Here is a 25,810-nt window from a genome sequence, read left to right on the forward strand (position 1 = left end):
CTGAGGCGACCTGTCCCTGCGGATCTCGAACAACACACAACCCCTGAACAACTCAGGTGTTGCAACCACCGCTAGAACCCAAGAGGAAGGGGGCCTTCATGTACTTGGGTCGCTGTGAAGGTCGAGTTTCCTCGGCTGAGCCGCGTGAAGGGGTCCTTCACGGACTGTCGTTAGAACGACACTTACCACTCACGAGGCTCAGTGGCCGCGGGCGATCCATTCGGCCAGATGCGGCGACTCCGTGCCGATGGTGGTCCCGTCCCCGTGGCCGGTGTGCACCCGGGTGTCCTCCGGCAACGCGAACAGCCGTTCCTTGATCGACGAGATGATCGTCGGGAAGCTGGAGAACGAACGCCCGGTCGCCCCCGGCCCGCCCGCGAACAGCGTGTCGCCGGAGAACAGCGCCTTCGCCTCGGGCAGGTGCAGGCAGACCGAACCGGGCGAGTGACCAGGGGTGTGGATCACTTCGAGATCCGTGCCCGCGACGGAGATCCGCTCGCCGTCCTCCACGTCCCGGAACCGGCGGCCGGGATGGGTCATCTCCCACAGCTCCCGGTCCCCGGGGTGCAACAGGACCGGCGCGTCGAGACTCTCACCGAGCTGCGGAGCGACGGTGACGTGGTCGTTGTGCCCGTGCGTGCACACGACGGCGACCACCCGGCGGCCGCCGACCGCCTCGGTGATCGCGCGTTCGTCGTGCGCGGCGTCCACGATCACGACCTCGTCGTCGTTCCCGACGAGCCAGATGTTGTTGTCGACGTTCCACGATCCGCCGTCGAGTTCGAACACCCCGCTCGTGACGACCCGGTCGATCCGCGGGTCGCTCACAGGATCACCACCGAACGCAGCACCCCGCCCGCGTGCATGGTGTGGAACGCCTTTTCGACGTCACCGAGCGCGATCCGCTCGGTCACGAACGCCTCGAGCGGCAGCCTGCCCTGCAGGTGCAGGTCGATCAGCGTCGGGAAGTCCCGCTCCGGCAGGCAATCGCCGTACCAGGACGACTTCAGCGCGCCGCCGCGGGAGAAGAAGTCCAGCAGCGGCATCTCCAGCCGCATGTCCGGGGTCGGCACGCCGACCAGCACCACGGTGCCCGCCAGATCGCGTGCGTAGAAGGCCTGCTTCCAGGTCTCGGGACGGCCGACCGCGTCGATGACGACGTCGGCGCCGAAGCCGCCGGTCAGCTCCTGGATCGCGGCGATGGGGTCGGTCTCGGTGGCGTCGACCGTATGCGTCGCGCCGAGTTGTCGCGCCCAGTCCAGTTTCCGCGCGTCGCGGTCGACGGCGATGATCGTCGCCGCGCCCGCCAGCCGGGCACCGGCGATCGCCGCGTCGCCCACTCCCCCGCAGCCGATCACCGCCACCGAGTCACCCCGGCCGACACCGCCGGTGTTGACCGCGGCGCCGAGACCGGCCATCACGCCGCAGCCGAGCAGGCCGGCGACCGCGGGATCCACCGCCGGGTCGACCTTCGTGCACTGTCCGGCGTGGACGAGCGTCTTGTCCGCGAACGCGCCGATGCCGAGCGCGGGCGTCAGCTCCGTGCCGTCGGTCAGCGTCATCTTCTGAGTCGCGTTGAAAGTGTCGAAGCAGTACTGCGGACGCCCTCGCTTGCAAGCCCGGCACTGCCCGCACACCGCGCGCCAGTTGAGCACGACGAAATCCCCGGGCCGCACGGAATCGACGCCCTCGCCGACGCTTTCCACCGTGCCCGCCGCCTCATGGCCGAGCAGGAAGGGGAATTCGTCGTTGATGCCACCGTCGCGATAGGTCAGATCGGTATGGCAGACGCCGCAGGCCGCGATCGACACGACGACCTCGCCGGGTCCCGGGTCGGGGATCACGATGTCCGTCAGCTCGACCGGCGCCCCCTTCGACCGGGCGATCACCCCGCGCACCTGTTGTGGCATTCCCTGTTTCCTCCGCTCGGCGACGAAGGCATGCGCGGTCACGCATGCCTGCCGCGAGGCTAAACCGGGACACGAGCGGCCGCGACCTGACCGTCGGTCGAGGAAAACCTGGTCTTTCGACCGGGTCAAGGGAGAGGTTAGGCTGACGCCGATGCCCGAATCCGCCGATCTGACAGCGCTGCGCGAAGTCGTCGAAGGCCCGCTGGCCGAGATCGCCGGCCGGTTCTCACGGCTGCTCGCCGAAGACTGGCCGCATCAGGCACTCGTCATCTTCACTCTGGAATGTACCGGCAGGCCGCGCAAGGTCACCGGCGCGAAGGAGATCGCGGACAAGGTCGCCATCCGCGAACTCGAAACGATCAAGTCACTCGTCGAGCCTGGCGGGCACCTGGCCCTGACGGCCACACTCGGCGGCGCCGCGCGAACGGTGTGGGCCGTGCGCGATCCGGTCGGGACGTTGCTGGTGCTCGTCCCGCGCGCCAGCCGCAAACGCTTTCCCCAGCCCGCGCGGCTGGCCGGGATCTTCGGCATCGTCGCGACGTCGATCCGCCAGCAGGTCACCCAGGCCAGCCCCGACTACCTCGCCGAGTCGCGCGCGGCGTCCAGCGAACGCGCGCGCACGATCGTGGAGATGGCCGCCGCGCACGAAACCGCGCTCGTGACGATCCTGACCGCGTTGCGTTCCACCCGGCTGGACGACCATCGCGCCCGTCTCGTCGCGACGGACTCCGCCTCCGCCGCGCTGGTGGCGCTCCGGTCCGCGCACGAAACCGATCTCGCGCTGTCCGAAGAACCGGCGCACACGGCGTTCGGCAGGCTCCGCCGGGAAGTCCGGCAGGTGATGCGACATCACGACGCCGAAGTCGAGTTCGTCGCGCCGACGAAGGACGGGCGGCCGCTGCCCGGCGAGGTCGCGCACGCCGCCCGCGCGATGACGTGCACCGCGGTGCTCGCGTTCACCACCCAGCCGGAGCTGGCCCGCCTCCGGATCGCGTGGACGAGCGATGCCGCGGCACTGCGCCTCGACATCCGTGACCAAGGATCCGGCGACCTCGACATCGCGGGCCTGCGCCTGCAACTCGACGGCCGCGCGAAGACCCTCGGGGCCACCGTCGAGGTCGACGCCGTTCCCGGCTGGGGCAGCCGCGTCACCGTCGAACTCCCCTTCGAGCCGAATTCGGACCGGACCGGCGAGGCCGTGCTCGCCGACCTCAACCGCCGCGAACTCGAAGTGCTGCGGCTCGTGGCGCGAGGACAGCGCAACAAGACCATCGCCGCGGCGCTCGGGATCACCGAGAGCACGGTGAAGTTCCACGTCGCGGGTGTGCTGAGGAAGCTGGACGTCGGTTCCCGGGGCGAAGCGGCGGCCTTGGCCCTGACCGCGGGAATCACCGCCGGACACTCCGCGTGATCAACATGCTTGACCGCACCGACGCTTCTCCACCGAATGGCCGCAGGAAGAAATACACAGAGTGTGTTTCTTCTCGGCGTTACCGAAATCGCTTTTTCACCTCGATCGAGTGAAACTCGGCACCCCCTCCTGAACTGCGGAAACGCGGGAAAACCGCAGGCAGATTCGCTCTGAAGAAGCACCGCGAGGATTGATCGGCGCGCTGCCTTGCTGTTAGAGATAGGCCTCCCGGATTCGCATCCCGTTGCGAATGACCCTGCGCATGGACAGGCATTGAATGACCCGATCGCAGACCTCTTGCGGTGCCGCACGCCCTCATGCGGCCGCCGCGCTTTTCGCACTGGCGCTGGTCGTGCTGCCGCTGGCCGGCTGCGGCACCACCACCCAGGCCGAAGGCGGCAGGGCGGCCGCTCCCGTCGTCCCGCGGGCTTCGTCTCCCGAAGCACTGGCCGCGCTGCCCGAGGCGAACACCTTCGGTGAACTGAAATCCGCGCCCGCCGACCCGGCCCACGAACTCCCCGCGGGCGGCGAAGTGCTGCACCCCAAGGCGGACGCGGCGATCTACCGTGCTCCCGGCGCCGAACCGATCGCCCGGCTTCCGGAGACGCAGATCGGCTCGCCGACCTGGGTCCCGGTGATCGCCCGGCAGGGCGACTGGGCGCAGGTGCTGCTTCCCACGCGTCCCAACGGCGCGACCGGCTGGCTGCACGCCACGCCGGAAACCGTGGAATCGGCACGGAACGATTTCGAGGTCCGCGTGGACCTCGCCGGATTCCGCCTGGAGATCCTCGAGGCGGGCAAACAGACCGGCTCGTGGACCATCGGTACCGGCAAACCCCAGCACCCCACCCCCACCGGTCGCGCGTTCATCCTCGCCTCGATCAAGGAGAGCGTGAACACCTACAGCCCGATCGTGTTGCCGCTGAGCAGTCATTCCGATTCGCACGAGACCTTCGGCGGCGGGCCCGGCACGGTCGGCCTGCACACCTGGCCGGACGACAGTTTCGTCGGCAAGGCCACCAGCGACGGCTGCATCCGGGTCACTCGCGAGGCACTGGACCGCCTCGTCGAGCTGCCGCTCGGCACCGTCGTGCACATCACCTGAGTATTCGAACCACGGAGGTAATTTCCTTGTCCCCACGTACAATCGGCGTGCTCGCCTGCACGGCCGCGGCCGGTCTCGTGCTCGCCGCCGCCCCCGCGACGGCCGCCCCCACCGAGTCCGCGTACGCCATCGCCGCGTCCGGCCTGGTCAAGATCCCTCGCACGCCCTCGGTTTCCGGGCCTGGCAAGGAATCCCTCGCCTCGGTGGCACTGCCGACGCCCGGCCCGTCGCTGGTCGGCGCGAAGGCGCTGAACGCCGAAGTGAAGCCGGGACACGCCGAATCCAGTGTCGCCGGTCTCGCTCTGAACCTCGGCCTGCTGCCCACCGGGACCGCCCTTCCCGCGTTGAGCGCCGAAGTGATCAAGGCCGATTGCCGTGACGGCAAGGGTTCCGTGTCGATCGCGAACCTGAAGGTCGGCGGCAAGACGCTCAAACTCGACCAGGTCGCGCCGAACACCACCGTCCCGGTGGCGTCGCTGCTCGAACTGACGGTGAACAAGCAGACCAAGAACGCCGACGGGACCCTGACCGTGACCGCGGTTTCGGCCAAACTGCTCGGCAAGACGCAGACCCTGGACATCGCGTCGGCCACCTGCGCCAAGTCCGCGGGCGAGACCCCGGAACCGCCGACCAAGCCCGGCGACAAGCCCCAGCCCGGTGGCAAGGCCCCCAAGCCCACCCCGGTCCCCGCGCACCTGGACGTCACCGGCTGACGTCGGGTCCAGGTGGTCGTGAGTGGTAAGTGTCGTTCTAACGACAGTTACCACTCACGACCACCTTGCCCGACTCGGTACGCGCGCTCGCTCACCTGCTGTCCGTGAAGGCCTCCTTGCCTACCCTGAAGGTAGTGAAGGAGGCCTTCACGGACTCTGGATCCCTCAAGGGGGCCTTCACGGACAGCCGCATCACCCCGGAACCCTCATTCGCCCCAGTAACCTCACACGTCACGACGGGTGCGCGTGAAGGACCCCTTCACGCGGCTCAGCCGAGGAAACTCGCCCTTCACGGGCGACCCAAGTACCTGAAGGGGTCCTTCACGGAGCCAAGCGCAAGCAAGGGGGCCTTCATGTACCGCAAGCGGGCAAGCGCCGGTACCGATTGGGGCAAGGGGGTCGTGAGTGGTAAGTGCCGTTCTAACGACACTCGCCACTCACGACCCACTGGACCGACTCGCCAAGGTCAGGTCTGCGGCGTTTTCGAGGCCTGGAGGGTGCCGCCCGGCAACCGGTTCGCGCCCCAGCTGCGTTCGATGTAGTCGATGATCCGCGTGACGTCCTCGGCGGGCACCTTGTCCGGCTCCCCGTGTTCGAGCGGGTCGGTGTGGAAGATGTAGAGCCGCGAGGCGAACTGGTCGAACGGCAGCGAAGCCTCGCCGAACCGCTCGCCGTTGCCCGCGGTCGACACCACGACGCCGTCGCCCCAGTCCTGTCCGCTGTCGTTGTTCGGGTTGTAGAAGTACACCCGGGTGACGTCCTGCGGGTCGGCGGCCACCCGCAGGATGGTGATGGCGTGCCAGCCGACGTACCGGGCGGCGCTGTCGGTGACGGCGACCCCGGCGGGCTGCGGGTGGATCAGCGGCTGCCCGCCGTTGTAGGCCGGGTGGTAGCTCACGTGGAACTGCCGCAGGAAGTTGTCGAGGTCGATCAGATTCCCGGTCTCGACGTCGACGTTGATCCGGAACCCGCGCGCGGCCCACCAGCCGTGGAACTCGGGGTTGACCCAGCGGTGCGGATCGCCGGGCCTGCCGATGCAGCGGCGCCCCATCTCGGCGTAGATCCGGTCCAGATGCGGCACCACCAGCAACGAGACCGGGTCCAGGTCCGTCTGCGGGGTGTTCGCGAGTCCCTCGGCGCTGTCCGTCGACGAGATCGGCTGGCCTTCGAAGTGCATGACGATCTCGTCGTCCCGTGCCGCCCAGACCACGATCTGCAGCAGGTAGTCCGGGTCGTTGTAGGCCCACATCGACAGCGCGCGGGCCGACTGGCAGGTCGGGTTGTCGCCCTGCCCGACGCCCAGCGGCAGGCCCAGCATCGACAGCACGCCCGCGATCAGCCTGGCCTCGGGACCCGGTTTGTCGCCGAACACCGTCGTCAGCCGCTCGCGCGCGTTCTCGGACAGTTCCAGCCCCAGCTGACGCCAGAGCGCGGGCACCACCGGCGGCGCGTGGAGGATGCCGCGGTCGAGCAGCAGCGCCAGCCCGTAGACGCACTGGGCGGTCTGGGTGTGCACCGCCACCTCGATCAGCCGGTGGATCAGGGCGCGGTGGCGCAGCAGGCAGTTGCGGCCGGTTTCGGACAGGCCGAGCGCCTCCCCGAGCAGGTAGTCGCCCTTGTTCAGCAGGAATCGCAGCAGCTCGGCGTGATACGGCGAGACCAGCCCGGTGTCGTGCATCGCCCTGGCGAACCCGGTGGCCTCGTACTGCAGGCCACCGTCGTCCATCGCCTCCAGCCGGGACCGGAAGACCTCGACGCCCGGATCCTCACGGCAGGCTTCCGTGGTACCGAACAGGGCGCTGATCAGCCTGTCGATGCCCTGCCCGGGGGCGCTGGCGAGATCGACCTCCGGATCCCCGCGGTAGACCGCGATCCGGGTGATCAGCGACTGCACCTGGTCGACCTGGATCGGCCGCTGGCGCAGGATCCGCCAGATCTCCTCGACCAGCTTGTCCAGCACGCTCTCGTAGCCGATCTCGTCGGCGACGTGCCGGAACAGGTCCCTGATCAGCTGCGCGGTCCGGCCTTGCCGCCGTTCCGCCTCGGTGGGCGGGGTGAACAGCAGCTCCAGGTTGAGCGCGATCACCTGGGACAGGAACTCGCGGGCGTCCTCGGCGGACAGCGTCGGGTGCGCGTAGTCACCCCGGGCGACGGCGAGCGTGCGCAGCTCGCTGCACGCCTCCATCACCACGGTGTCCGGGTCACCCGCGTGGAGCCCCGGCCCGACCAGCGCCGGGATCAGGATCTCCGGAGTGGCCCAGTCGGTCCCAAGGAACAGGCCCGCCTCCTCCAGCGCCCGCGCCCTGGCCTGGACCGCCGCGGCGCCGCCCGGCTGCATCAGCACCCGCCGCAACGCCTCCAGCATCCGCCGCAGCTTGGTGTGCTTGCCGAAGTCGCGGGTCTCGGCCATCACCTTGATGGCCTCGTCGAGCGAGGCCACCCGTTTGTCCAGCGTGGCGGACGCGCCATGAACATCGACGGTCGGTTTCAAAGGCATCCCTCGGGTCGGTCTCCTGCGCGCTGGGCTGCCCCTCAGACGTAGAAGTCTAGTTCTTCCTGTTGCTTCAGCAGGTCACGCATCTGGTAGGCGTCATCCCCGAAGAAGTACAGCAGACCCCAGTGTGTACCGAACGCGGTCCGTTTGGTGACCGTCTCCTCAAGCGGCGCCGAAAGATCGTGTGACTCGTAGTAGTCGTGATCCTCGGTTTCCGGCGGGATCCGCAGCTCACTGACCACGCGGCGGCGCGGGTAGACCCCGAAGCAGCCGGCGACCCCGGTGGCGTCCTCGACCTCCTGCGGGAAGAACGCGTCGATCTCCTCCTCGGTCGTCTTCGGATCGAAGGCCAGCGCCAGTCCCTGGTAGGCGTTGAACCCGTAGGCGCGTTCGAGCAGTTCGAACACCTTGAACCCCGGCGGCCGGTAGGCGACCTCGCCGAAGTACATCTCGCCGTCGTTGGTGACGAAGTACTCCGGGTGCACGAAACCGAACTCGATGTCGAAGGTCTTGATCAGCTTTTCGATCTGCGCGGTGATCTGCGGCCGGTACCGCTCCAGCTCGGGAGTGGCGGGCACGAACACCGAGTAGCCCAGCGTGACGTACTCGGAGATGTTCAGGAACTTGATCTTCCCGTTGTGGATCCACGCTTCGACGGCGAACTCCCAGCCGTCGAGATGCGACTCCATCAGGACCGGGAACTCCTCCTCCGGGATCGCGTCGACGTCGTCGGGCGTGCGGACGACGCGGTGACCGAGGCAACCGGCCTTGTCGAAGGCCTTGAGATGGATCGGGTCGTTCGGATCACCGTCGAGTTTGAGCAGAGTTTGGTTGACCCGCTTGAGAAAGCGGATCACGTCGTCCCGGTCGTGGGCCTCTTCGAAGATCCCGACCCGGATCCCGCCGAGTTGCGCCCGGCGTTTCATCAGCGACTTGTCCCGCAGCAGCATGGCCTGCCCGAACAGGCGCGGGTTGTCCAGCAGGACCGCGTTGATCGCCCCGGCCCACTCCACGGTTTCCTCGAACAGCGGGATCGCGACGTCGACGCCTTCGCGTTGCAGTGTCTCGGCGATCTCCAGCGAGCGGTCGTTGAGCCGTTCGAAATTCCATGGCAGATAAGGAATATCGTGTTCCACACAGTATTTCTCGGCCCAGTCCGGCGCCACGACGACATAGCGCCGATCGAACCGGTCCAGCGCCTCGACCGCGTTGAGGCTCCAACCCAGAAGAGCCACGTAACCTTTGTCCGGATCCTTCGTGGCCGCGTCGAGCCGCGTCATAGACCGTTCCTCCGTGTCGGCGTCGTCAGCTCCTCACCAGCTGAAGGGAAGCTACGTCCAACGCTAAGCGACATCGGGGCGTTCCGCAGAACGCACGATCGACCACGAACGGGTCGGCGGCACGTGAAGCACCGGAATCACTTCACGTCCGGGACACCGATCCGGCCGGTCCGACTTCGCGCTCGGTACGGTCCCGGCGGGCGACGGCGGGCGGGTACACCCAGCGAAGCAACGTCCCGAGCAGGATCAGTCCGAGCTCACCCACCCCCGGAAGTCCACAGTAGACAGAATGACGCCAATCCCCGCGCTGGCGAAGAAAACCGGGATGAGCGGCGTCTCGCTCCCCCGCTTCACCTTTGGCAGCAAGCGCTCGCGCAAGAACGCCGCACCGCCCTCCGGCATGGCGACGCCGAACATGAACGCGCCGAAGATCAGGTGCAGTCCCATCCAGTCGGTGGCCAGCGCGCACGCGGTCGCGCCGGCCACCATGAACACGAACAGAAGGCATCCGGACAGCACCCCGTCCATGGGACGCCGTCGCAGCCATCGCTTCGCCAGCGGGCGCACGACCGTCAGGAGCACGACGACCAGAGGCACCACGAGCAGGACCCGGGTGGGATCGGTGCCCGCGCCCGCGATCGGCGCCACCACCGCCAGCAGCGACCAGATCAGGACGTCGTCGAGCGCCGCGCAGGCCAGGGCGAGCCCGCCGATCGGCATGTCGAGCAGGTCGCGGTCGCGGAGGATCCGGGCCAGCACCGGAAACGCCGTGCAGGCGATCACGGCCCCCATGAACAGCGTGAACACCAGGCCGCCGCCTTGGGCATGACGGTCGGCGAGCAGCAAGGCCAGCAGCACCCCGGCGGCGAACGGGAGCGCGACGGCGCTGATCGAGACGGTCGACATGATCCGGCCGTGCCCGCGCACCAGGCCGCGGTCGACGTGCAGGCCGACGAAGACCATGAAAACGCAGATGCCCACGTCGGCCAGCACCGACATCGCCGGACGCACCTCGAGCGGGAACATGGCCCTGGTCACCGCGCCGTCGGCCCGGGTGGGACCCAGCAGGATCTCCCCGATCACCGGCGGCTGCCCCAGCCGCCGGGCCAGCGCGCCGAGCAGAGTGCCGCAGGAACGTCGTCCCCGTGCGCAGGAGACCGGTGATGACGACCGGCCCGATCCGTCCCCGTTCCAGCTCCGGGTTCTCCGCGACCCGGCGCGTGGTCTCGATCTGTTCGGCGAGCGAGCGTACGAGCGACTTCCTCGCTCTACTGTGTCCCGCGGGGCTCAACCGTCCTTTCTCGTCGAGTGAACGAGTGAACTGTTCCAATGCCGTCAATTCAGCCGGACATGATGCTTCGGTCGATCAAAGGAAGTTCATGAGCGCGCACTCCTGAGCCGTCCGCCCCACGAGAGAGGCAGGAAAAACCATTCATTACATTCCCGCGTAGTCCGAAATCCCCAGGAGATCGATTGCCCATGAGTGATGCCATCACACCTTGAGCCGACCGGGCAAGATCAATATGATGATTTCGTAGTCGCGGCGCCCGTAGACCATTGATTCTATTGCGTTCGAGCGCGAGTTTCACTTAATGAAGGCAACCTGATCGCAATCAGTCGCAATTCTCTTGTGAACCATTGGCTGTACCGCAACCCAGTTCGACCATCTCGTCCCGTTTGACGAGATCGCTGATCGAGTCGATATTGCGCGACAGCAGTTCCCACTCGGTCCGATACGGGTAATAGCTGTCCAGATCGCAGATCCACGCGTACAGATCCGATCCCCGTTCGTCGTATCCGTACACGGTGGGGATCAGGCGCGGAGCTTCCGAAAGGCCCGCTATCAGCTCTTGGATTTCGCTCGTGGCATCGTCGACACGGACGTCGATCAGATCGTTTACCGCACCCATTCCCGCCATCCAATGCATAGATTTTCAAGAACGGACAAGCCTTGTCACACTTACCGGAGCAGAACGGTCACCCGGGCGGCAGTGGCCGTGTCAACGCGCCGAGGCCAGGCCGGCGGCCGCTTTGTGCGCGTTCTCGATCGCTTGGCGACCTGTCGCCGAGGCCGCTCGCGCCTGCTCGACCCAGAGCAGCATCGTGGCCAGAGCCTGTTCGGGTTCCCCGACGAAGGGGCCTTCGGCGACTTCGAGTTCGCCCGCGCCGACTCGCCGTTCCAGTTCGCCGAGGAGGACTTCCAGCATTCCGTCGATGGCGCCGAGGGTGTTCCCCAGAAGGCCCACTTCTTCGACGAGCACCGCGGTGGCGACCGTGTTCACCGGCAGGGCCGCGGCCCGGCGCGTCGCGGTGCGGGCCATCCTGACCAGTTCCCCGTGGTTGTACCGATGCAGAGATTCAGTGCGAAACGGCATAGTCGCGGTTCGGCCTGTCGCCGGTGAACGGGGCGTGAGCCCTGCAACCGGCAGGCACCTGACCTGTTCGCCGGCCGCCGTGCCGGAGATCGCGCGCCGGCTCGGGCAGGTGCGCCAGGGCGTGCAGCGCGTGGTCGACGACCTCGTCGAGTCGGGACATCTGATCCGGCACCCGAACCCGAGCAACTCCCGGTCGCCCAAGGTCGGCGTCACCCCGGCGGGCCGCGCCCTGCTCGACCGGCTCTGGGAAGTCAGCGAAAACTCGCGTCAGGTGGTCACCTCGGCCGCCGACCTCGACGAGTACACGTTGCAGGAGGCCCGGAGCACGCTGCGCCGGTTGACACTTTCCTTGCGGGAACACGAAAACCGCCAGAACGACGACCGGACCGCCTAGTCAGCTGGTGCGTGCCACCCCGGCGAGCCCGCGCGAACGAGCGGCTTCGTCGTCGAAGTCCCCGGCGCCGGGCCGCCACTGGGGCAGCCACACCAGTCCGGGCTCGATCAGGTCCAGATCCCCGAAGAACTCGGCGATCTGTTCGCGCGACCGCATGATCGCGGCGTGGTTGGTCCGGCGGCCGTACTCCTCCGCCACCTGCTTGCCCGCGTTCTGGGTCTCGACGTCCTCGGGCGCGACGTGGATGTGCGACACCGCGAGGAAGCTGCCGGGCGGGAGCATCGCGCGGTGGAAACCGAGCGCGGCGTGCGGGTTCCGCTCGTCGGGCATGAAATGCAGCAGGGCCACCAGCAGCAGTCCGATGGGCTGTGTCCGGTCGATCAGGCCGGTGTCCAGCACGCGTTCCCACAGCAGGCCCTGGTCGAAGAAGTCGGCGTCCAGCGCGGCGTGCCGGTTCGGGTCCGCGGTCTGTTCGAGCAGGATCTGCGCGTGCGCACGGGCGATCGGCTCGTTGTCGATGTAGACGACCCGGCATTCGCCCGGGGCGACCTCGTCGGCCACCTCGTGCACGTTGCCCTGCGTCGGCAGGCCGGAGCCGATGTCCACGAACTGCCGGATCCCCTGGTCGACCATGAACCGGACCGCACGGCCGAGGAACGCGCGGTTCGCCCTGGCGAAGTCGCGGATCTCCGGCAGCACGGCGAGCTGCTTCTCGGCGAACGCCTGGTCCACGGCGTAGTTGTGCGTCCCGCCGAGCAGGTAGTCGTAGACCCGCCCCACCGAAACCTTGTCCACCGCCGAGCTCAAGCGCGCGGCCTCGTCCATGCTCATCCCGAACCCCAAGATCTTCGCAGGCGGCAAATCAAGTACCCGCACCTTACCGGTCCGCCAGCTGTTCGAGGCGTGCCATCTCCACGTCCAGGGAGGTTTGCGCGCGCCCCAAGGCTTCCGAGCTGTAGCGGCCGCCCGACCGGGCCCGCTGCAGGCACTCGGACTGCTCGGTGAGCACTCGCAACCTCAGCCGCAGGTACTGGTGGACGTTTTCGGATCGTTCGGGCACCGGGTCCTTCACCGACGCTTCGGCCGGGATACGGGAGTCCGAGCGCACCCGGTCGAGGACCTGCTCGCTGAACGGCCCGCTGTCCTGGTCGGCCAGGGCCGGGTCGTCCAACAGGGATCTGGCCGCGCCGGTCAGCTCGGTCATGAGGCCGACGTACTCCCGGCGCAGCTTGCCCGGGTCCTCCTCGGGCACGCGTGCCGCGCGGATGACCGCCGGGAGCGTCAGGCCCTGGACCAGCAGCGTCGTGGTCGCAACCACGTAGGCGATCAGGACCAGCAGCGCGCGATCCGGTGTGTCCTGCGGCAGGGTCTGCGCCGCCGCCAGCGTGATCGCGCCGCGCATCCCCGCCCAGCCGAGCACTATCCCGCCACGCCAGCCCAGGGTCTCGGTGAGCCGGAACTCGACGTCGGCGGCGGCACGGTCGAGCCGTTTCCGGAAATGCGCCACCCGCCGCGGTGACGCCTTGTCGAGGCGTTCGGTGACGGCGGGGTTGGACTCGTCGCCCCGCAGCACCGCCTGTGTCGTTTCCAGGCGTGGCTTGAATCGCGCGGCTTTGCGTTGTTCGCGGTAGAGCCCGGCGACGAGCGGTCCGACGAAGACGATGCGCGCGACGATGACGAGCACGGAGGCCGCCAGGCCGATCAAGAGCGCGTGCCAGGCGCTCGAGCCGTCCTTGTGCGCCTCGTCGACGAGGGTTTTGACGCTGAGCCCCATGAGCAGGAACATCCCGCTCTCCAAGAGGAAGGCCACGGTGCGCCAGTTGACGGTCTCGGCGAGCCGGTCCGTCGCGCGCAGGTGCCGCGGGGCGAGGTGACCGGTCACCAGGCCGGCGACGACGACGGAGAGGACGCCCGAAGCGCCGGCCTCCTCGGCGGGCAGGAAGGCGATGAACGGGACCACGAAGGAGATGGCGGTGTTGAGCACCGCGTTGCCCAGCAACGCGCGCACCCGGACGTTGACATAGCCGACCAGGATCCCGATCGCCACCGCCACCACGACCGCGAGGGCGAACTCCCCCACGATGCCCCAGACCGACACGGACCCGGCGACCGCGGCGACGGCGGACCGCAGCAGCACGAGCGCGGAAGCGTCGTTGACGAGCCCCTCGCCTTCGAGCACGGTCAGCAGCCGGGGCGGCAGGCCGAGCCGGCGTCCCACGGACGTCGCCGCGACGGCGTCGGTGGGACTGATGACCGCGCCGAGCGCGAACGCGGCGGGCCAGCCGATGTCCGGCACCAGCCAGTGGAACAGCCAGCCCGCCCCCAGCGTCGACCCCACCACCAGCAGGACCGCGAGGCCGGTGATCGGCCGGATGTTCCGCCGGAAGTCGACCATCGGCATGTTCACCGCCGCCGAGTACAGCAACGGCGGCAGCACCCCGGCGAGGATCAGCTCGGGTTCGATCTCCGGATGCGGGACACCCGGCAGGAAGCTCAGGCCGATGCCGACGAGCACGAGGCTCAGCGGCGCGGCCAGGTTGAGCCGCTCGGAGAACGCGGCCACCAGCACGATGCTGATCACACCGAGCACGACGACGAGGGTCAGGTCCACGGGTAGTACGCGTCCTCTCGCTGGTCAGGGCACTCCGGACGGGGCCGTCGGTGACATGACATCACCGGAGCCGCGAGTCGGCATCCGGAGCCGGAACCGGCCGAGCGCGGCGTTACACCCCGAAACTCCCGCGTAACCGGGAGCGGTGGCCCGCCGAAACGCGCGGTCCGTACCTTCCTCGCGAGCCGGACCGCGGTGCCGCGCCGACGCGGGCCTCGGGCGGCCTCCCCGTCCCCGTTCGAGGAGCATTCACCGACCCATGCTTGACCTGCGCGAGGGTGGCGGTTCCGTGGCCGCCGGGCTCGACGGTGAAGGAATTGGGACGTTCAATGTCCCGATTCCTTCACCGTCGCGTGGGTCGCCCGGTCTCCGACCTTGATCAACGGAGGATCGGGGACACTCAACGTCCCCGATCCTCCACGCTCAACCACCAGTCATACCAGTGGGTCGGTAAATACGAGTCCGTTAGAACGACACTTACCACTCACGACCCCCTCGGCCAGGCGCGGTCTGGGGGTCGGCGGCGTTGTGAAAGCCACCTTCGCAACCTTCAACGTTGCGAACGTGGCTTTCACGGCATCCGGGCCGTCCGCCACTGCGATTCCACAACATTCCCGCAAGGGGCCGGACCTAGCTTCCGACTGGTCTCGACCACTTACGGAGGAAACATGATCACGACAGTCAGGAGACGTGATGCCGGTACCGCGGCCAAGCCGCCGAACCGGCGTCGGATACTGATCAGGGCCCTGGCCGGGATGGCCATGGCCGTCCTGGTCGGGCTTTCGGCACCAGGCACGGCGCTCGCCGACGCGGAGCCGCTGGGCCCGGACGTCACCTTCAACAGCACACCGGTGATCGACCCGTCGGGGCTGTTCATGCTCTCCCGCGGGCTGGACGGCTCGATTCTGTACAGCCCGGGAACGCCCAGTACCAACGGTTACGGTGACTTCCGGTCCTTCGGTCAGCAGATCATCGGCGACCCGACCGGCGTCACGGCGCCCGAAGGCGCGCAGATCTTCGCCCGGAACACCGGCGACCAGGCGATCACCAGCCTGGTCGTCTCGTACAACTTCCCGACGCCCTTCCAGGTCATTCCCGGGCTGCTGATCTCCAGCGAGGTCACCGCGGTCAAGATCCCGCCGCGCGGCTCCCAGCTGCCGATGATCCGGATCTTCGCGCGGGACAAGGACACCGGCCGGGTCTTCACCAACTTGCTCGTCCAAGGCGCGCCGCAGGGCTGGACCGATCTCGGCCAGTTCGCCACCAGTGAGATTTCGGCGGCGGTCGTCGATTCACCGGGCCTCGACGTCAACATCCGGATCGTGGTGCGAGGCGTGGTCAATCGCCTGTTCTCCACGGTCATCAACAACAGCACCGGGGCGATCACCGGCTGGTCCCAGCTCGGCGACCTGTTCACGACCGGCAACCCGACGCTGGTCAACGAAGGCGCCATGTTCACCTTCCGGGGCAATGAGGTGTTCGCCCGGCAGAACGGCAGCAACGCCGTCTTCACCTGGAACTTCGACAATCCCGGGTGGGTCAACCTGGGCGGCGTCGCCACCAGCGACATCGCCGTCTCGATCGCCAAGGACACCGGCCTGCAGTTCTACGTCCGGGGCACCAACCTCCGGATCTTCCTGAACCGGCGTCCACCCGGGTCGACCCGGTTCGGCGGCTACGTCGATCTCCGCGGCACCGCCTTCGGCAACCCCGCCGCCAGCGGCGGAACAGCCGCACCCATCCGGACGGTGGCCGACCAGTTCATCGTGCGCGGTACCGACAACCGGATCTACAGCCGGATCCAGACCAACTTCGTCGGCGGCTTCACGTCCTACTTCGCTTTCGGAGGACCACTGCACGGCTGACCCCCATGAGGTCGTGCATCGCCGGACGGCCCGGGGCGCTCCTGCCCGGGCCGTCTTCCGCTCAGCCCAGCTCGGCCAGTTCCTTCCGGATCAGGTCGGTGGACAGGGTGAGGTCGCGGTAGATGGTGGTGGCGCTGTCGTAGTGCCGGTGCGCGGCGGGGAGGTCGCCGGTGTCGGCGGCCACCCTGGCGAGGCCGTGGTGGGCGCGGGCCGCCTGTTCCCGCGCGCCGGTCCGGACGGCCAGGTCCAGGGCCGTGGTGTGGTTCAGGCGGGCCGAATCGACGTCGCCGCGGGCACGGCACGCTTCGCCGAGTCCGTTGAGCGCCCAGGTTTCGCCGTCGCGATCGCCGTGTGCGACGAACAGGTCGAGAGCGCGGCGATGGTGTTCGGCCGCCCGGTCGGGATGGCCGCGCCGGGTATGGGTCCTGCCGAGGCCGTCGACGCACCAGGCCTCGCTTCCGAGGTGGCCGATGGAGCGGAACAGTTCCACGGCTTCGTTGTGCAGGGCGAGGGCGTCGCTCAGGTGGTCGCGAGCGAGGGCGACCTCGGCGAGGCCGAGTTTGGCCCACGCCAGCCCGAAATGATGGCCCGCCCGCTCGTGCAGGGCCATGGCGTGCTCCAGGTTGGTCACCGCGGCGGCGTGCCCGATCCGGGCCTCGACCGTGCCGAGCCTGGTCAGGACGTGCGCCTGGGCCACCGGATCGGTGTCATGGCGGAACAGGGCCAGCGCCCGGGTGTAGTGGTCGATGGCGGGCCGATAGCGTCCGGCGCGTTCTTCGACCATGCCCACGGCGGCCACGGCCCGGCCCTGCGAAGACACGTCGCCGATCTCCTTGAACAGCGCGGCCGCCGCGCTGAGATGCGCCACGGCCGCGGCGGCCCGGCCCGCCTGGAGATGGACGCCGCCGAGCGAGTGGAGCGCGGTGGCCTCACCGCCGCGGTCGCCGATGGCGTGGGCGGCGGCGCGCGCGTGGTCGTGGATGCGGATGGCGACGGTTTCGTCGCGCCCGTCGAGATAGCGGAACAGCAAGCGGGACAACGCCACCGCGCTCTCGGGACGGCCGCGGGTCGCCGCGTGCGCGGCCAGCGCCGGCATCGTGGCGAGTTCGGCGTCCAGCCACTCCCGGGCCTCTTCGGCGCCGGGGAACCCGGGCACCGGGCTACCCGGCGCGAGGACCTTCGGCCTGCGATGGGCTTCGCCCGGGTAAAGCAGGTCCATCGCCGCGGCGATCGTGGCGAGATAGTAGGCGTAGACGCGGTCGAGCGCGGAACGCTCGTCGACGTCGCCCGCTTCGGTCGCGTAGGCCTTGAGCAGGTCGTGCATGAGGTACCGGTCGACACCGGCCGGTTGCACGAGATGCGCGCGGACGAGGACGGTAAGCAGGGTGTGTGCCGTCGCGAGCGGTTGCCCGGCGAGCGCGGCCAGCGCGTGGACGTCGAAGGTCGGCGCGGGATGGTGGCCGAGCGCGGCGAAGGCGTCGACGGCCTGATCGCTCAACTGCCGCAACGACCAGGAGAACACCGCCCGGATGGCGGCGCGCTGGTCGTCCCCGCCGCTCAGCACGTCGAGGGTCCGCTGGGCCGCGCGCAGTTCGGCGGCCAGCCGGGACAGCGGGACCGCGGGCCGGGACACGGCGAGCTCGGCCGCGAGACGCAGGGTCAACGGCAGGCGCACACACCGTTCGGCGAGCGAGGTGGCCGCCTCGGGTTCGGCGTCCACCCGCTGCCCGACGAGCAGCCCGAGCAAGGTGACCGCGTCGGCGAGCGGGAGCTGGTCCAGGGTGACGCGGTGCGCGCCGTGCAGCGCCACGAGACCGGTGAGCGCGTCACGGCTGGTCACCACGACAGCGCAACTTCCGGTGCCGGGCAACAACATCCGGACCTGATCGACGGACGCCGCGTTGTCCAGCACCAGGAGCATGCGCCTGCCGTCGAGCTCGGTGCGGAACCGGGCGGCGCGTTCGGTCACGCCGAGCGGGACTTCCGCGCCGCCGGGCAGCAACGCGGTCAGCAACGCGCCGAGCGCGTCGCCGGGCGAAACCGGCTTCTCCGGCGCGTACCCGCGCAGATCCAGGTACAGCTGCCCGTCCGGGAACCGGTCACGCACCCGATGTCCCCACTGCACGACCGTCGCCGTCTTGCCCGCCCCGGCCGTCCCGGTCAGGCAGACGATCACCGGCTCCTCCCCCGCCCGGTCCGCCAGCCTGTCCAGCTCGGCGATTTCGCCTGTCCGGCCGGTGAACCCGGTGACGGCGGCGGGCAGTTGCGCGGGTACCGCCCGCTCCCCCGACGGGAGATCGTGGCGCAGCACGGCTTCGTACACCGCGGCCAGCTCCGGTCCGGGATCGACGCCGAGCTCGTCGCGGAGTGCCCGGCGGATCCGTTCGTGCACGGCGAGGGCGTCGGCCGTCCGGCCCAGCGCGTACAGCGCGCGCATCAGCACCGCCGCGGCCCCCTCGTGCAACGGGTGCTCCTCGACCAGCTCGGTCAACCGGATGACCGTGGCGGCCGCCTGACCGGCGCGGATCTCGGCCGCCGCCCAGGCCACCACGGCGGCTTCGTGTTCCTGGCTCAAGGTGCGGCGGGTGCGCTCGGCCCACTCGCCGGACAGCCCCGCCAACGGCTCTCCCCGCCACAGCCCGAGCGCCTCGGCCAGGGCGGTGCGGTCGGCGGCCTCGTCGCGCACCGCGTTCCGGAAGCGGAACACGTCGACCTGCTCGGGACGGATGTCCAGGCGGTAACCACCGGAGTCCCGCGCGAGCCACGTGCTCCCCGGGTCGGCCTGTTCGAGCACTCGCCGGACCCGCGTTATGTGGGCCTGCAAGGAACGGCGGGCCTGTTTGGGCGGCGACTCGCCCCACACCCGGGTCACCAGGGTGTCGAGCCCGACCGTTCGCCCGGCCTCGAGGAGCAGCACCGCCAGGATCTGCTGCTGGCGTGGCTCACCGACCGCGAACGACCGCCCGTCCGCCCGTATCGTGACCGCACCCAGAACTTCGAAATCCACTCCCGACCCCTATGCGCTCCAAAGCCATCGTAAAGCCGGGAATCCCGCTCTCACAAACACTTTCAAGCTCACCGTAGGCCGGTCAGGAATGGCCAACCGGCCGGGACAAAGGTGATTCTCGTACGACAGCCCGGCCACCGGTGCGCTGCGGCGAGCCGGGATGTCCATGCCACGGGGGCGCGACCGCCCGCCCGCACGTCAAGGTCGAGAGCTGAACCGCTCCACCGAAATCAGCAGCGATCCGGTCGTGAATCTACGGCAGGCACAGAAATCCGGGCCGATCCGAATACCCGTCCATTCGGCTGCCCGAATGTCGTATTGAGGGCGCGAAACAATCCGGAGTACGGTCACGGGTGGCACTCGTTCTCGTGAATACGAGGTGCAAGGGGATCGGATTCACCAGGCCCGCGTTTCGCGGCCGATGGAATTCCGGAATTCGGAGAACATTCACCGGAGGGGCGATTTTTCGATGACTGATTCAGGCTGGAGACCAGGTTTACGAAGACGGGATTTCCTTTCCGCGGTGGGGATCGCGGGCGGGGCGGGCACCTTGCTCGCGACCATGGGGGCGTTGGGGCTGGCACCGACGGCACAGGCGGGTGTCCCTTACCGGCCGCCCCGGCGTTCGGATTTCACGCTTTCCGGGCGCGGTACGGCGAAAGTGGTGATCCTGGGCGGTGGAATCGCCGGCCTGACCATTGCCTACGAGTTGGGCAAGGCGGGTTATGACTGCACGATTCTGGAGGCGAGGGACCGGGTCGGCGGGCGGAACTTCACCGCCCGCGACGGCACGGTGCAAACCGACATACGCGGTGAACGGCAGACCGCCCGCTTCAGTGACGACGTCTACATGAACACCGGCCCCGGCCGGATCGCGCAATGGATGGTCACCCTCGATTACTGCCGTGAACTCGGCGTTCCGATCGAGGTTTTCACCAATACCAACGCCAACGCCTTCCTCTACAACGAAGCGGCCGGAATGCGGGAGCCGGTCCGGTACCGGACGGCCAAGGCGGACGTGTACGGGTACGTCAGCGAACTGCTCGCCAAGGCCACCGACCGGCGCGCGCTGGACGGCGAACTCACCAAGGCGGACAAGGAACGGCTGCTGGACTTCCTGCGGGACTGGGGCGCGATCGGCGGGAACGCGGGGAACCGGCGCTACACCGGTACCCCGCGCCGCGGTTACTCGGTCGATCCGGGCGCGGGCGATCAGGCGGGCGTGCCGCTCGGCCCGGTCCCTTCGCTGTCGAAGACTTTCGCGAACGGCGTCGGCCAGTACTTCTCCTTCGAGTTCGACTACGACCAGGCGATGCTGATGTTCCAGCCGGTCGGTGGCATGGACCGGATCCCGCTGGCACTGGCCCGCGAGATCGGCGGGCATCGGATCCGGCTGCGCCACGTCGTCACCCGGATCACCGGCGGGCCGGACGACATCACCGTCGCCTACCGCGACGCGGACGGCGAGCAGCGACGGATCACCGCCGACTACTGCGTCGCGGCCCTCCCGCCGCATGTCCTGGCCAGGATTCCGCACAATCTCGGCGCGGACGTGCAGAACGCGCTGCGCGCGTGGCGGATCGACGCGGCCGCGAAGATCGGCCTGGAATACCGAAGCCGGTGGTGGGAAACGGACTACCGGATCTATGGCGGGATCACCGAAACCGACCTGGACATCGAGCACCTCTGGTACCCGTCGCACGGTTTCCACGGCCGGCGCGGACTTCTGCTGAACTACTTCTACGACGAGCACGCCAGGAAGTACGGGAATCTCAGCCCGGGCGAACGGGTGCGGCGGGCGGTGGCGCAGGGCGTCAAGGTCCACGGCGAGAAGCACCGCACCGAACTGACGAACTCGTTCTCGGTGGCCTGGCAGCTCATCCCGCACATCGAAAGCGCCTGGGCCGTTCCCCCGGTGGGCACTCCGGCGTACCGGCTGCTCGGCGAGCCCGCCGGCCGGGTGTACTTCACCGGTGACTGGCTCAGCCATCTGACCGGCTGGCAGGCCGGCGCGTTCGAGTCGGCCCGGCTCGTGGTCGGCCGCTTGCACGAGCGCGTCCTGTCCCACTGACCCGACGTGTCGCGAACGCCGCTTCCGAGACGTCAGACGTCCCGAAAGCGGCGTTCGCGACGGGCTCCGGGGACACCGCTCACAGGTCCGCCTTCAGCGTCGCGGTGGCGTCCTTGACCAGCACCATCACGTCCTGATGGCGATCCCACGCGGCCTCGTCGTACCCGGCGAGGCGCAGATCGGGCGCCTCCAGCGCGCGCTGCACCGCCCAGCCGGGCGAGCTGAGCGAGATGCCGTATCCGTCGTTGCCCGCGTAGTCGTTGTAGCCGAAACCGCAGGCCTTGTACGCGGCGAGCATGCGGTCGGTGGCCCGCGCGTCCAGTCCGTAGTCCTTGCCCGCCTCGGCGCGCATCGCCATCCGGCGGCCGTGCGTGGTGACCACCGCGACACCGCCGGGAGCCAGCGCGCGAGAGAAGTAGCGCAGCAGCGGGCCCCAGGCCGGGGCGTCGAGATGGGTGAGCACCGAACCGCACCAGAGCAGGTCCACGTCGGTGATCTGCTCGATGTCGCCGACGTCCGGGGCACCGGCGACCGCCCGTGCGCCGAACGCCCCGGCGCAGCTGGCCAGTGCCGCCGGGTCCATGTCGCACGCGATCAGCTCGGCCGACGGGAAAGCGGCCCGCAGTGAGCGCATCACCCGGCCGTAACCGCACCCGAAGTCCAGCACCCGCCGGGGTTCCGGCCGTCCGGTGACCTGCAGCGCGGCGAGCACGGCGCGCAACGCGTCCCTGGACACGCTCATGTAGTGCTCGGTGTTGTTGCCGGCGAACATGCTGTCGCCGTCGGCGATGCTGGTGCTCACCCTCGCCATGACGCCCGCGACCGTCTCGTCCAGCGATTCACTCATCTGTTCCCCTGATGGTTCGGCCCCCTGCGGCCGCCTCTTCGGCGAGCCGGTCCGCGAACCGTATCGGTCCTCCTGAAGGCGGGCGCAGCCGCGCCGTTGTCCGGGATTTGATATTCGCGTGTGCTCGCGTTGAGGCCGGCTCGGCACGATCGGCCCGACGATGACGTCTCCAGGAGGCCGGACGCATGAAGCTCGCTCTCTACCTTCCCAACTTCCGCGACGAAGTGACCGTCAAGGAGCTCGAAGACCTCACCGCCCTCGCCGAGGACCTCGACTTCGACTCCGTCTGGACGCTCGACCGGATCGTCGTCCCGGAGACCTCCGACCGCGCCGAACTGACGTATCCGTTCGGCATGATGACCGACCTGCCCAACGCCCTGCCGGTCGTCTCGCGCGGCAAATGGTTCCAGGGCATGACGCTGATCCCGTGGCTCGCCGCGAAGACGACGAAGGTCCGGATCGGGATGAGCATCATCGACACCCCGTACCGCTCCCCCGGCGTGCTGGCGGCCGAGCTCGCCACCCAGGACCACCTGTCGGGCGGACGGCTCAACGTCGGTATCGGCTCCGGCTGGATGCCCGAGGAGTTCGCCGCCGCCAGCGTCCCGCAGCTGTTCCCGCGCCGCCACGCCCACGTCCGCGAGACGATCGAGATCATGCAGGGCATCTGGTCCAACGACCTGTTCGAGTATCACGGCGAGTTCGCGGACTTCCCGCTGTCGGGCTTCGGCCACAAACCGATCCAGCAGCCGCCGCCGATCTTCTTCTCCGGTCTGAAGGACCCGAAGCGGTCGGCCAAGCGCATCGCGAAATACGGCCTGCAGGGCTGGATCGGCATCCAGGACACCCCCGAGGACATCAAGCGCTGGAAGGGGGAGATGGAACGCGAACTGGGCGAGCTCGGCCGCGGGTTCCCGGACGGTTTCGAGATGTGCAGCATGATCTGGTTCGTCATCACCGACGAGCCGATGGACCAGACGCCGGCGGGCAAGAGCACGAACCTGCTGGCGGGCAGCGCCCGGCAGATCGAGGACATCCTCAAGCGCTACAAGGAGGCCGGGCTGACGATGCCGCTGCTGTGGCCGCCGTTCCGGGACGTGCCGACGTCCAAGACCCTCGACGACCTCAAGCGGCTGACCGAGGAGATCATGCCGAAGGTCGAGGCCGCCTAGGCACGGCTCGCTGATCTGGCCGCCGCACCGCAGGTGAGGCACCATGGGTGTCGGTCGCGGCGCGGCGGCCGGACGTCGGCGAAGGAGCCCGCGATGGACGCCCATGGGACGCTGTCCGGTGGCCGCGAGGCCGCCGGACGCCTGGTTCTCGTCGTCGACGACGATCCGCGGGTGCGGACCGTCGTGGCCTGGCAGCTGGAGGCCGAGGGCTTCCGGGTCACCGAGGCGGCCGACGGCAGGCGCGCCCTCGAAACCATCGAACGGGAACGGCTGGACCTGGTCATCCTGGACCTCGCGCTGCCCGGGGTCGGCGGGCTGGACGTCCTGCGGCGCCTGCGCGGCGGCGCGCACGCCACGCTGCCGGTGATCGTGCTCTCCGGGCGCAGCGGGGAGACCGACCGGATCGTCGGGCTCGACCTCGGCGCCGACGACTACCTCGTCAAACCCTTCTCCCCCGGCGAACTGGCGGCACGCGTCCGGTCGGTGCTGCGGCGGGCCGCGCCCACCCCGCCGGTGACCGCGGCCGGGCTGCGGTTCGACCACGCCGCGCGCGAAGTGTTCCTCGACGGCAAGGAGCTCACCATGACCGCCAAGGAGTTCGACCTGCTGGCGTTCCTGGCGGCCCACCCACGGCAGGTGTTCACCCGCGCGCAGCTGCTCGAACGGGTCTGGGCGAGCGCCGCGGAATGGCAGGGTGAGGCGACCGTGACCGAGCACGTCCACCGCTTGCGCCAGAAGATCGGGCCGGGGCCGGTACGGACGGTCCGCGGCGTCGGCTACCGGTTCGAGCCATGACCCGGACGACCGGGGCCACCGCCGACACCGAAGCGTTGCTGCGGACGCAGTCCGGTGTCCTCGAACGCATCGCGGGCGGCGCGCCGCTGACCGAAGTGCTGACCGAGGTCGCGATCACCCTGGAACGGCTCATGCCGGGCTGCCACTGCTCGATCCTGCTGCTCGACCTCGAATCGGCGACGTTGCGCCACGGCGCCGCGCCCTCGCTCCCGGCGGCCTACTCCTCGGGTATCGACGGACTCCCCATCGGCCGCGACGCGGGATCCTGCGGCACGGCCGCGTTCCTGGGAATCCCGATCGTCGCCGAGGACGTCACCACCGACCCGCGGTGGGTTGGCTACCGCGAGCTGGCGGGAGCGCACGGACTGCGGGCCTGCTGGTCGACGCCGATCCGCGGGCGGGACAACGTCGTCGGCACCTTCGCCGTGTACCACGAGCGGCCTCATCAGCCGACGCCTCGCGAACAGGATCTGGTCGACCGGCTCACCCACCTCGCGTCGGTGGCGATCGACCACGACATCCTCTTCGGCGCGCTCGCCGACAGCGAGGAGCGGTTCCGGCGGGCGTTCGACGACAACGCGATCGGCATGGCGATCACCGATCCCGGCGGGGCGGTCACCAGGACCAACCAGGCGCTGCGCCGGCTGCTCGGGCGCTCGGAACACGAACTGACCGGGGTCCGGCTCGCCGAGCTGTTCTCCCCGGCGGGCACACCACCGGCCCCCTACGAGGCGACGCTGCGCCATCCCGACGGCCGGACGCTCGACGTCGTCGTCTCGGTGTCACCGGTGGCCGGGCCCGACGGGATGCCGGTCCGGCTGATCGCCAACGTCCTGGACGTCACCCAGCGGCGCGCCGCCGAACGCGAACGCCGGGGACGGCACGAAGCGGACGTCGCACGCCAGGCCGCCGAGCGGGCCAGCCGCGCCAAGACCGACTTCGTCGCCGCGCTCGGCCACGAACTCCGCACGCCCCTGCAGGCCGTCACCGGGTTCACCGAGTTGCTCGGGTCGCTCGACCTGCCCCCGGAACGCCGCCGGGCGGCGCTGGAGCACATCAACGGCGCGGCGGGGCACATCCTGGCGATGGTGGACGACGTCTTGGACATCGCCAGGATCGAAGCCCGCGCCCTGCCGCTGCACCCGGCGGACATCGACGTGCCGACGGTGGTCGCCGAGGTCCTGAGCCTGCTGGAACCGCTCGCCGACGCCGAAGGGGTGCGCTTCCGCGACGAGAGCGGCGCGAGCACGGCGCACTGCGACGAGCGGAGGCTCAAGCAGATCCTGCTCAATCTCGCGGGGAACGCCGTCCGCTACAACAGGGCGGGCGGAACCGTCGCGATCACCACCCGGGCCGAAGCGGACGCGGTGGTCATCACCGTCGCCGACAGCGGCTGCGGTATCGCGCCGGAACACCTCGACCGGCTGTTCACCCCGTTCGACCGGCTCGGCGCCGACTCCGGGCAAGGCGTCGGGCTCGGCCTGCCGCTCGCGAAGGGGCTCACCGAGGCGATGGGCGGCAGGCTCGCGTTCACCAGCGTGCTCGACGAGGGCACGACCGTCGAAGTGACGCTGCCGCGCCGAGGCCGCTGAACGGCTTCGCGAGAGTCCTTTGTGGACGATGTACCCTTGTCGTGTCTCCTCACCGGAGGGCTCACTGAGCCCTCATGGGCTTTGGCCTCGCTGACAGGTTCCCCGCCACGCCGTGGCGGGGAGGTGGGAGTCGTCTTCGACCATGGCGAGGTCTGTTTTGGCTCCCTT

At 69.1% G+C, this 25,810-nt stretch carries 21 protein-coding genes; 9 read left to right on the top strand and 12 right to left on the bottom strand.

Translation table 11 applies throughout. The features are described 5' to 3' along the window. Positions 1-198: 198 nt before the first annotated feature. Both IE302_RS40815 and IE302_RS40820 read right to left on the bottom strand, forming a co-directional pair. On the bottom strand, positions 199-828 hold the full coding sequence (locus IE302_RS40815; protein WP_191259826.1) for an MBL fold metallo-hydrolase: 630 nt from the start codon (positions 826-828) through the stop codon (positions 199-201). After that, complete coding sequence (locus tag IE302_RS40820) at positions 825-1,910, bottom strand: S-(hydroxymethyl)mycothiol dehydrogenase (protein ID WP_191259922.1); 1,086 nt, start codon at positions 1,908-1,910, stop codon at positions 825-827. The genes IE302_RS40815 and IE302_RS40820 overlap by 4 nt, the downstream gene beginning before the upstream one ends. A gap of 151 nt (positions 1,911-2,061) precedes the next feature. Here IE302_RS40820 and IE302_RS40825 point away from each other — a divergent pair, with 151 nt between their 5' ends. From IE302_RS40825 to IE302_RS40835, 3 genes are all read left to right on the top strand, one after another. Then, positions 2,062-3,321 (top strand): helix-turn-helix transcriptional regulator, encoded by a 1,260-nt coding sequence (locus tag IE302_RS40825; protein ID WP_191259827.1) that lies wholly within the window; start codon positions 2,062-2,064, stop codon positions 3,319-3,321. Positions 3,322-3,598: 277 nt separating this feature from the next. Further along, positions 3,599-4,426: a L,D-transpeptidase family protein gene (ldt-CoaP, locus tag IE302_RS40830; RefSeq protein WP_191259828.1), complete on the top strand. Its 828-nt coding sequence runs from the start codon at positions 3,599-3,601 to the stop codon at positions 4,424-4,426. Between the two features lie 26 nt (positions 4,427-4,452). Then, complete coding sequence (locus IE302_RS40835) at positions 4,453-5,139, top strand: choice-of-anchor P family protein (RefSeq protein ID WP_229908288.1); 687 nt, start codon at positions 4,453-4,455, stop codon at positions 5,137-5,139. Between the two features lie 466 nt (positions 5,140-5,605). Here IE302_RS40835 and IE302_RS40840 read toward each other — a convergent pair whose 3' ends face one another. From IE302_RS40840 to IE302_RS40860, 6 genes are all read right to left on the bottom strand, one after another. Continuing rightward, a complete protein-coding gene (locus IE302_RS40840; protein ID WP_229908290.1) occupies positions 5,606-7,636 on the bottom strand; it encodes a hypothetical protein in 2,031 nt (676 codons plus the stop codon). A 35-nt stretch (positions 7,637-7,671) separates the two neighbouring features. Next, positions 7,672-8,913, bottom strand: coding sequence for an ATP-grasp domain-containing protein (locus IE302_RS40845; protein ID WP_191259829.1), 1,242 nt, complete (start codon positions 8,911-8,913; stop codon positions 7,672-7,674). A 142-nt stretch (positions 8,914-9,055) separates the two neighbouring features. Further along, a complete protein-coding gene (locus tag IE302_RS43140) occupies positions 9,056-9,178 on the bottom strand; it encodes a hypothetical protein (RefSeq protein WP_268246802.1) in 123 nt (40 codons plus the stop codon). Further along, positions 9,160-10,035, bottom strand: coding sequence for a cation:proton antiporter (locus IE302_RS40850; protein ID WP_308436961.1), 876 nt, complete (start codon positions 10,033-10,035; stop codon positions 9,160-9,162). Before IE302_RS40850 ends, IE302_RS43140 begins: the two co-directional genes overlap by 19 nt. Positions 10,036-10,526: 491 nt before the next feature. Further along, positions 10,527-10,823 (bottom strand): L-histidine N(alpha)-methyltransferase, encoded by a 297-nt coding sequence (locus tag IE302_RS40855; RefSeq protein ID WP_191259831.1) that lies wholly within the window; start codon positions 10,821-10,823, stop codon positions 10,527-10,529. Positions 10,824-10,913: 90 nt separating this feature from the next. Further along, positions 10,914-11,234 carry a hypothetical protein gene (locus IE302_RS40860; RefSeq protein WP_191259832.1) on the bottom strand — a complete coding sequence of 107 codons (321 nt, stop codon included), beginning with the start codon at positions 11,232-11,234 and terminating at the stop codon, positions 10,914-10,916. An 88-nt stretch (positions 11,235-11,322) separates the two neighbouring features. On the opposite strand from IE302_RS40860, the gene IE302_RS40865 reads away from it, so the two are divergent. Further along, entirely contained in the window at positions 11,323-11,682 is a 360-nt protein-coding gene (locus tag IE302_RS40865) for a MarR family winged helix-turn-helix transcriptional regulator (RefSeq protein WP_191259833.1), read from the top strand. Here IE302_RS40865 and IE302_RS40870 read toward each other — a convergent pair whose 3' ends face one another. Further along, positions 11,683-12,507, bottom strand: a complete 825-nt coding sequence (locus IE302_RS40870; protein WP_191259925.1) for an SAM-dependent methyltransferase — start codon at positions 12,505-12,507, stop codon at positions 11,683-11,685. A gap of 52 nt (positions 12,508-12,559) precedes the next feature. After that, on the bottom strand, positions 12,560-14,293 hold the full coding sequence (locus IE302_RS40875; RefSeq protein WP_191259834.1) for a cation:proton antiporter: 1,734 nt from the start codon (positions 14,291-14,293) through the stop codon (positions 12,560-12,562). Positions 14,294-14,961: 668 nt separating this feature from the next. Here IE302_RS40875 and IE302_RS40880 point away from each other — a divergent pair. Next, positions 14,962-16,158, top strand: a complete 1,197-nt coding sequence (locus tag IE302_RS40880; protein ID WP_191259835.1) for a PLL family lectin — start codon at positions 14,962-14,964, stop codon at positions 16,156-16,158. 61 nt (positions 16,159-16,219) lie between these two features. On the opposite strand, the gene IE302_RS40885 is transcribed toward IE302_RS40880, so the two are convergent. Then, the gene (locus IE302_RS40885; protein ID WP_191259836.1) at positions 16,220-19,165 is read right to left on the bottom strand and encodes an AfsR/SARP family transcriptional regulator; all 2,946 of its coding nucleotides are present in this window, start codon (positions 19,163-19,165) and stop codon (positions 16,220-16,222) included. Positions 19,166-19,688: 523 nt separating this feature from the next. Between IE302_RS40885 and IE302_RS40890 the strand changes: the two genes are divergently transcribed. Then, the gene (locus IE302_RS40890) at positions 19,689-21,236 is read left to right on the top strand and encodes a flavin monoamine oxidase family protein (protein WP_229908292.1); all 1,548 of its coding nucleotides are present in this window, start codon (positions 19,689-19,691) and stop codon (positions 21,234-21,236) included. Between the two features lie 79 nt (positions 21,237-21,315). On the opposite strand, the gene IE302_RS40895 is transcribed toward IE302_RS40890, so the two are convergent. Then, a complete protein-coding gene (locus IE302_RS40895) occupies positions 21,316-22,083 on the bottom strand; it encodes a class I SAM-dependent methyltransferase (RefSeq protein WP_191259838.1) in 768 nt (255 codons plus the stop codon). 185 nt (positions 22,084-22,268) lie between these two features. On the opposite strand from IE302_RS40895, the gene IE302_RS40900 reads away from it, so the two are divergent. The 3 genes from IE302_RS40900 to IE302_RS40910 all read left to right on the top strand — a co-directional run bounded on the left by IE302_RS40900 (position 22,269) and on the right by IE302_RS40910 (position 25,642). Beyond that, complete coding sequence (locus tag IE302_RS40900; RefSeq protein ID WP_191259839.1) at positions 22,269-23,255, top strand: LLM class flavin-dependent oxidoreductase; 987 nt, start codon at positions 22,269-22,271, stop codon at positions 23,253-23,255. Positions 23,256-23,348: 93 nt separating this feature from the next. After that, a complete protein-coding gene (locus IE302_RS40905; RefSeq protein WP_191259840.1) occupies positions 23,349-24,050 on the top strand; it encodes a response regulator transcription factor in 702 nt (233 codons plus the stop codon). Next, positions 24,047-25,642, top strand: a complete 1,596-nt coding sequence (locus tag IE302_RS40910) for a GAF domain-containing sensor histidine kinase (RefSeq protein WP_191259841.1) — start codon at positions 24,047-24,049, stop codon at positions 25,640-25,642. The genes IE302_RS40905 and IE302_RS40910 overlap by 4 nt, the downstream gene beginning before the upstream one ends. The last annotated feature ends 168 nt before the right edge of the window (positions 25,643-25,810 follow it).

This window comes from Amycolatopsis oliviviridis (assembly GCF_014654365.1).
GTDB lineage: Bacteria > Actinomycetota > Actinomycetes > Mycobacteriales > Pseudonocardiaceae > Amycolatopsis > Amycolatopsis oliviviridis.

Excerpts from the sequence above, each read along its gene's own strand:
- IE302_RS40820 (WP_191259922.1), bottom strand. The coding sequence starts at position 1,910 with ATGCCACAACAGGTGCGCGGGGTGATCGCCCGGTCGAAGGGGGCGCCG.
- IE302_RS40825 (WP_191259827.1), top strand. The coding sequence starts at position 2,062 with ATGCCCGAATCCGCCGATCTGACAGCGCTGCGCGAAGTCGTCGAAGGC.
- ldt-CoaP (WP_191259828.1), top strand. The coding sequence starts at position 3,599 with ATGACCCGATCGCAGACCTCTTGCGGTGCCGCACGCCCTCATGCGGCC.
- IE302_RS40840 (WP_229908290.1), bottom strand. The coding sequence starts at position 7,636 with ATGCCTTTGAAACCGACCGTCGATGTTCATGGCGCGTCCGCCACGCTG.
- IE302_RS40845 (WP_191259829.1), bottom strand. The coding sequence starts at position 8,913 with ATGACGCGGCTCGACGCGGCCACGAAGGATCCGGACAAAGGTTACGTG.
- IE302_RS40855 (WP_191259831.1), bottom strand. The coding sequence starts at position 10,823 with ATGGGTGCGGTAAACGATCTGATCGACGTCCGTGTCGACGATGCCACG.
- IE302_RS40860 (WP_191259832.1), bottom strand. The coding sequence starts at position 11,234 with ATGGCCCGCACCGCGACGCGCCGGGCCGCGGCCCTGCCGGTGAACACG.
- IE302_RS40870 (WP_191259925.1), bottom strand. The coding sequence starts at position 12,507 with ATGGACGAGGCCGCGCGCTTGAGCTCGGCGGTGGACAAGGTTTCGGTG.
- IE302_RS40880 (WP_191259835.1), top strand. The coding sequence starts at position 14,962 with ATGATCACGACAGTCAGGAGACGTGATGCCGGTACCGCGGCCAAGCCG.
- IE302_RS40895 (WP_191259838.1), bottom strand. The coding sequence starts at position 22,083 with ATGAGTGAATCGCTGGACGAGACGGTCGCGGGCGTCATGGCGAGGGTG.
- IE302_RS40900 (WP_191259839.1), top strand. The coding sequence starts at position 22,269 with ATGAAGCTCGCTCTCTACCTTCCCAACTTCCGCGACGAAGTGACCGTC.
- IE302_RS40905 (WP_191259840.1), top strand. The coding sequence starts at position 23,349 with ATGGACGCCCATGGGACGCTGTCCGGTGGCCGCGAGGCCGCCGGACGC.
- IE302_RS40910 (WP_191259841.1), top strand. The coding sequence starts at position 24,047 with ATGACCCGGACGACCGGGGCCACCGCCGACACCGAAGCGTTGCTGCGG.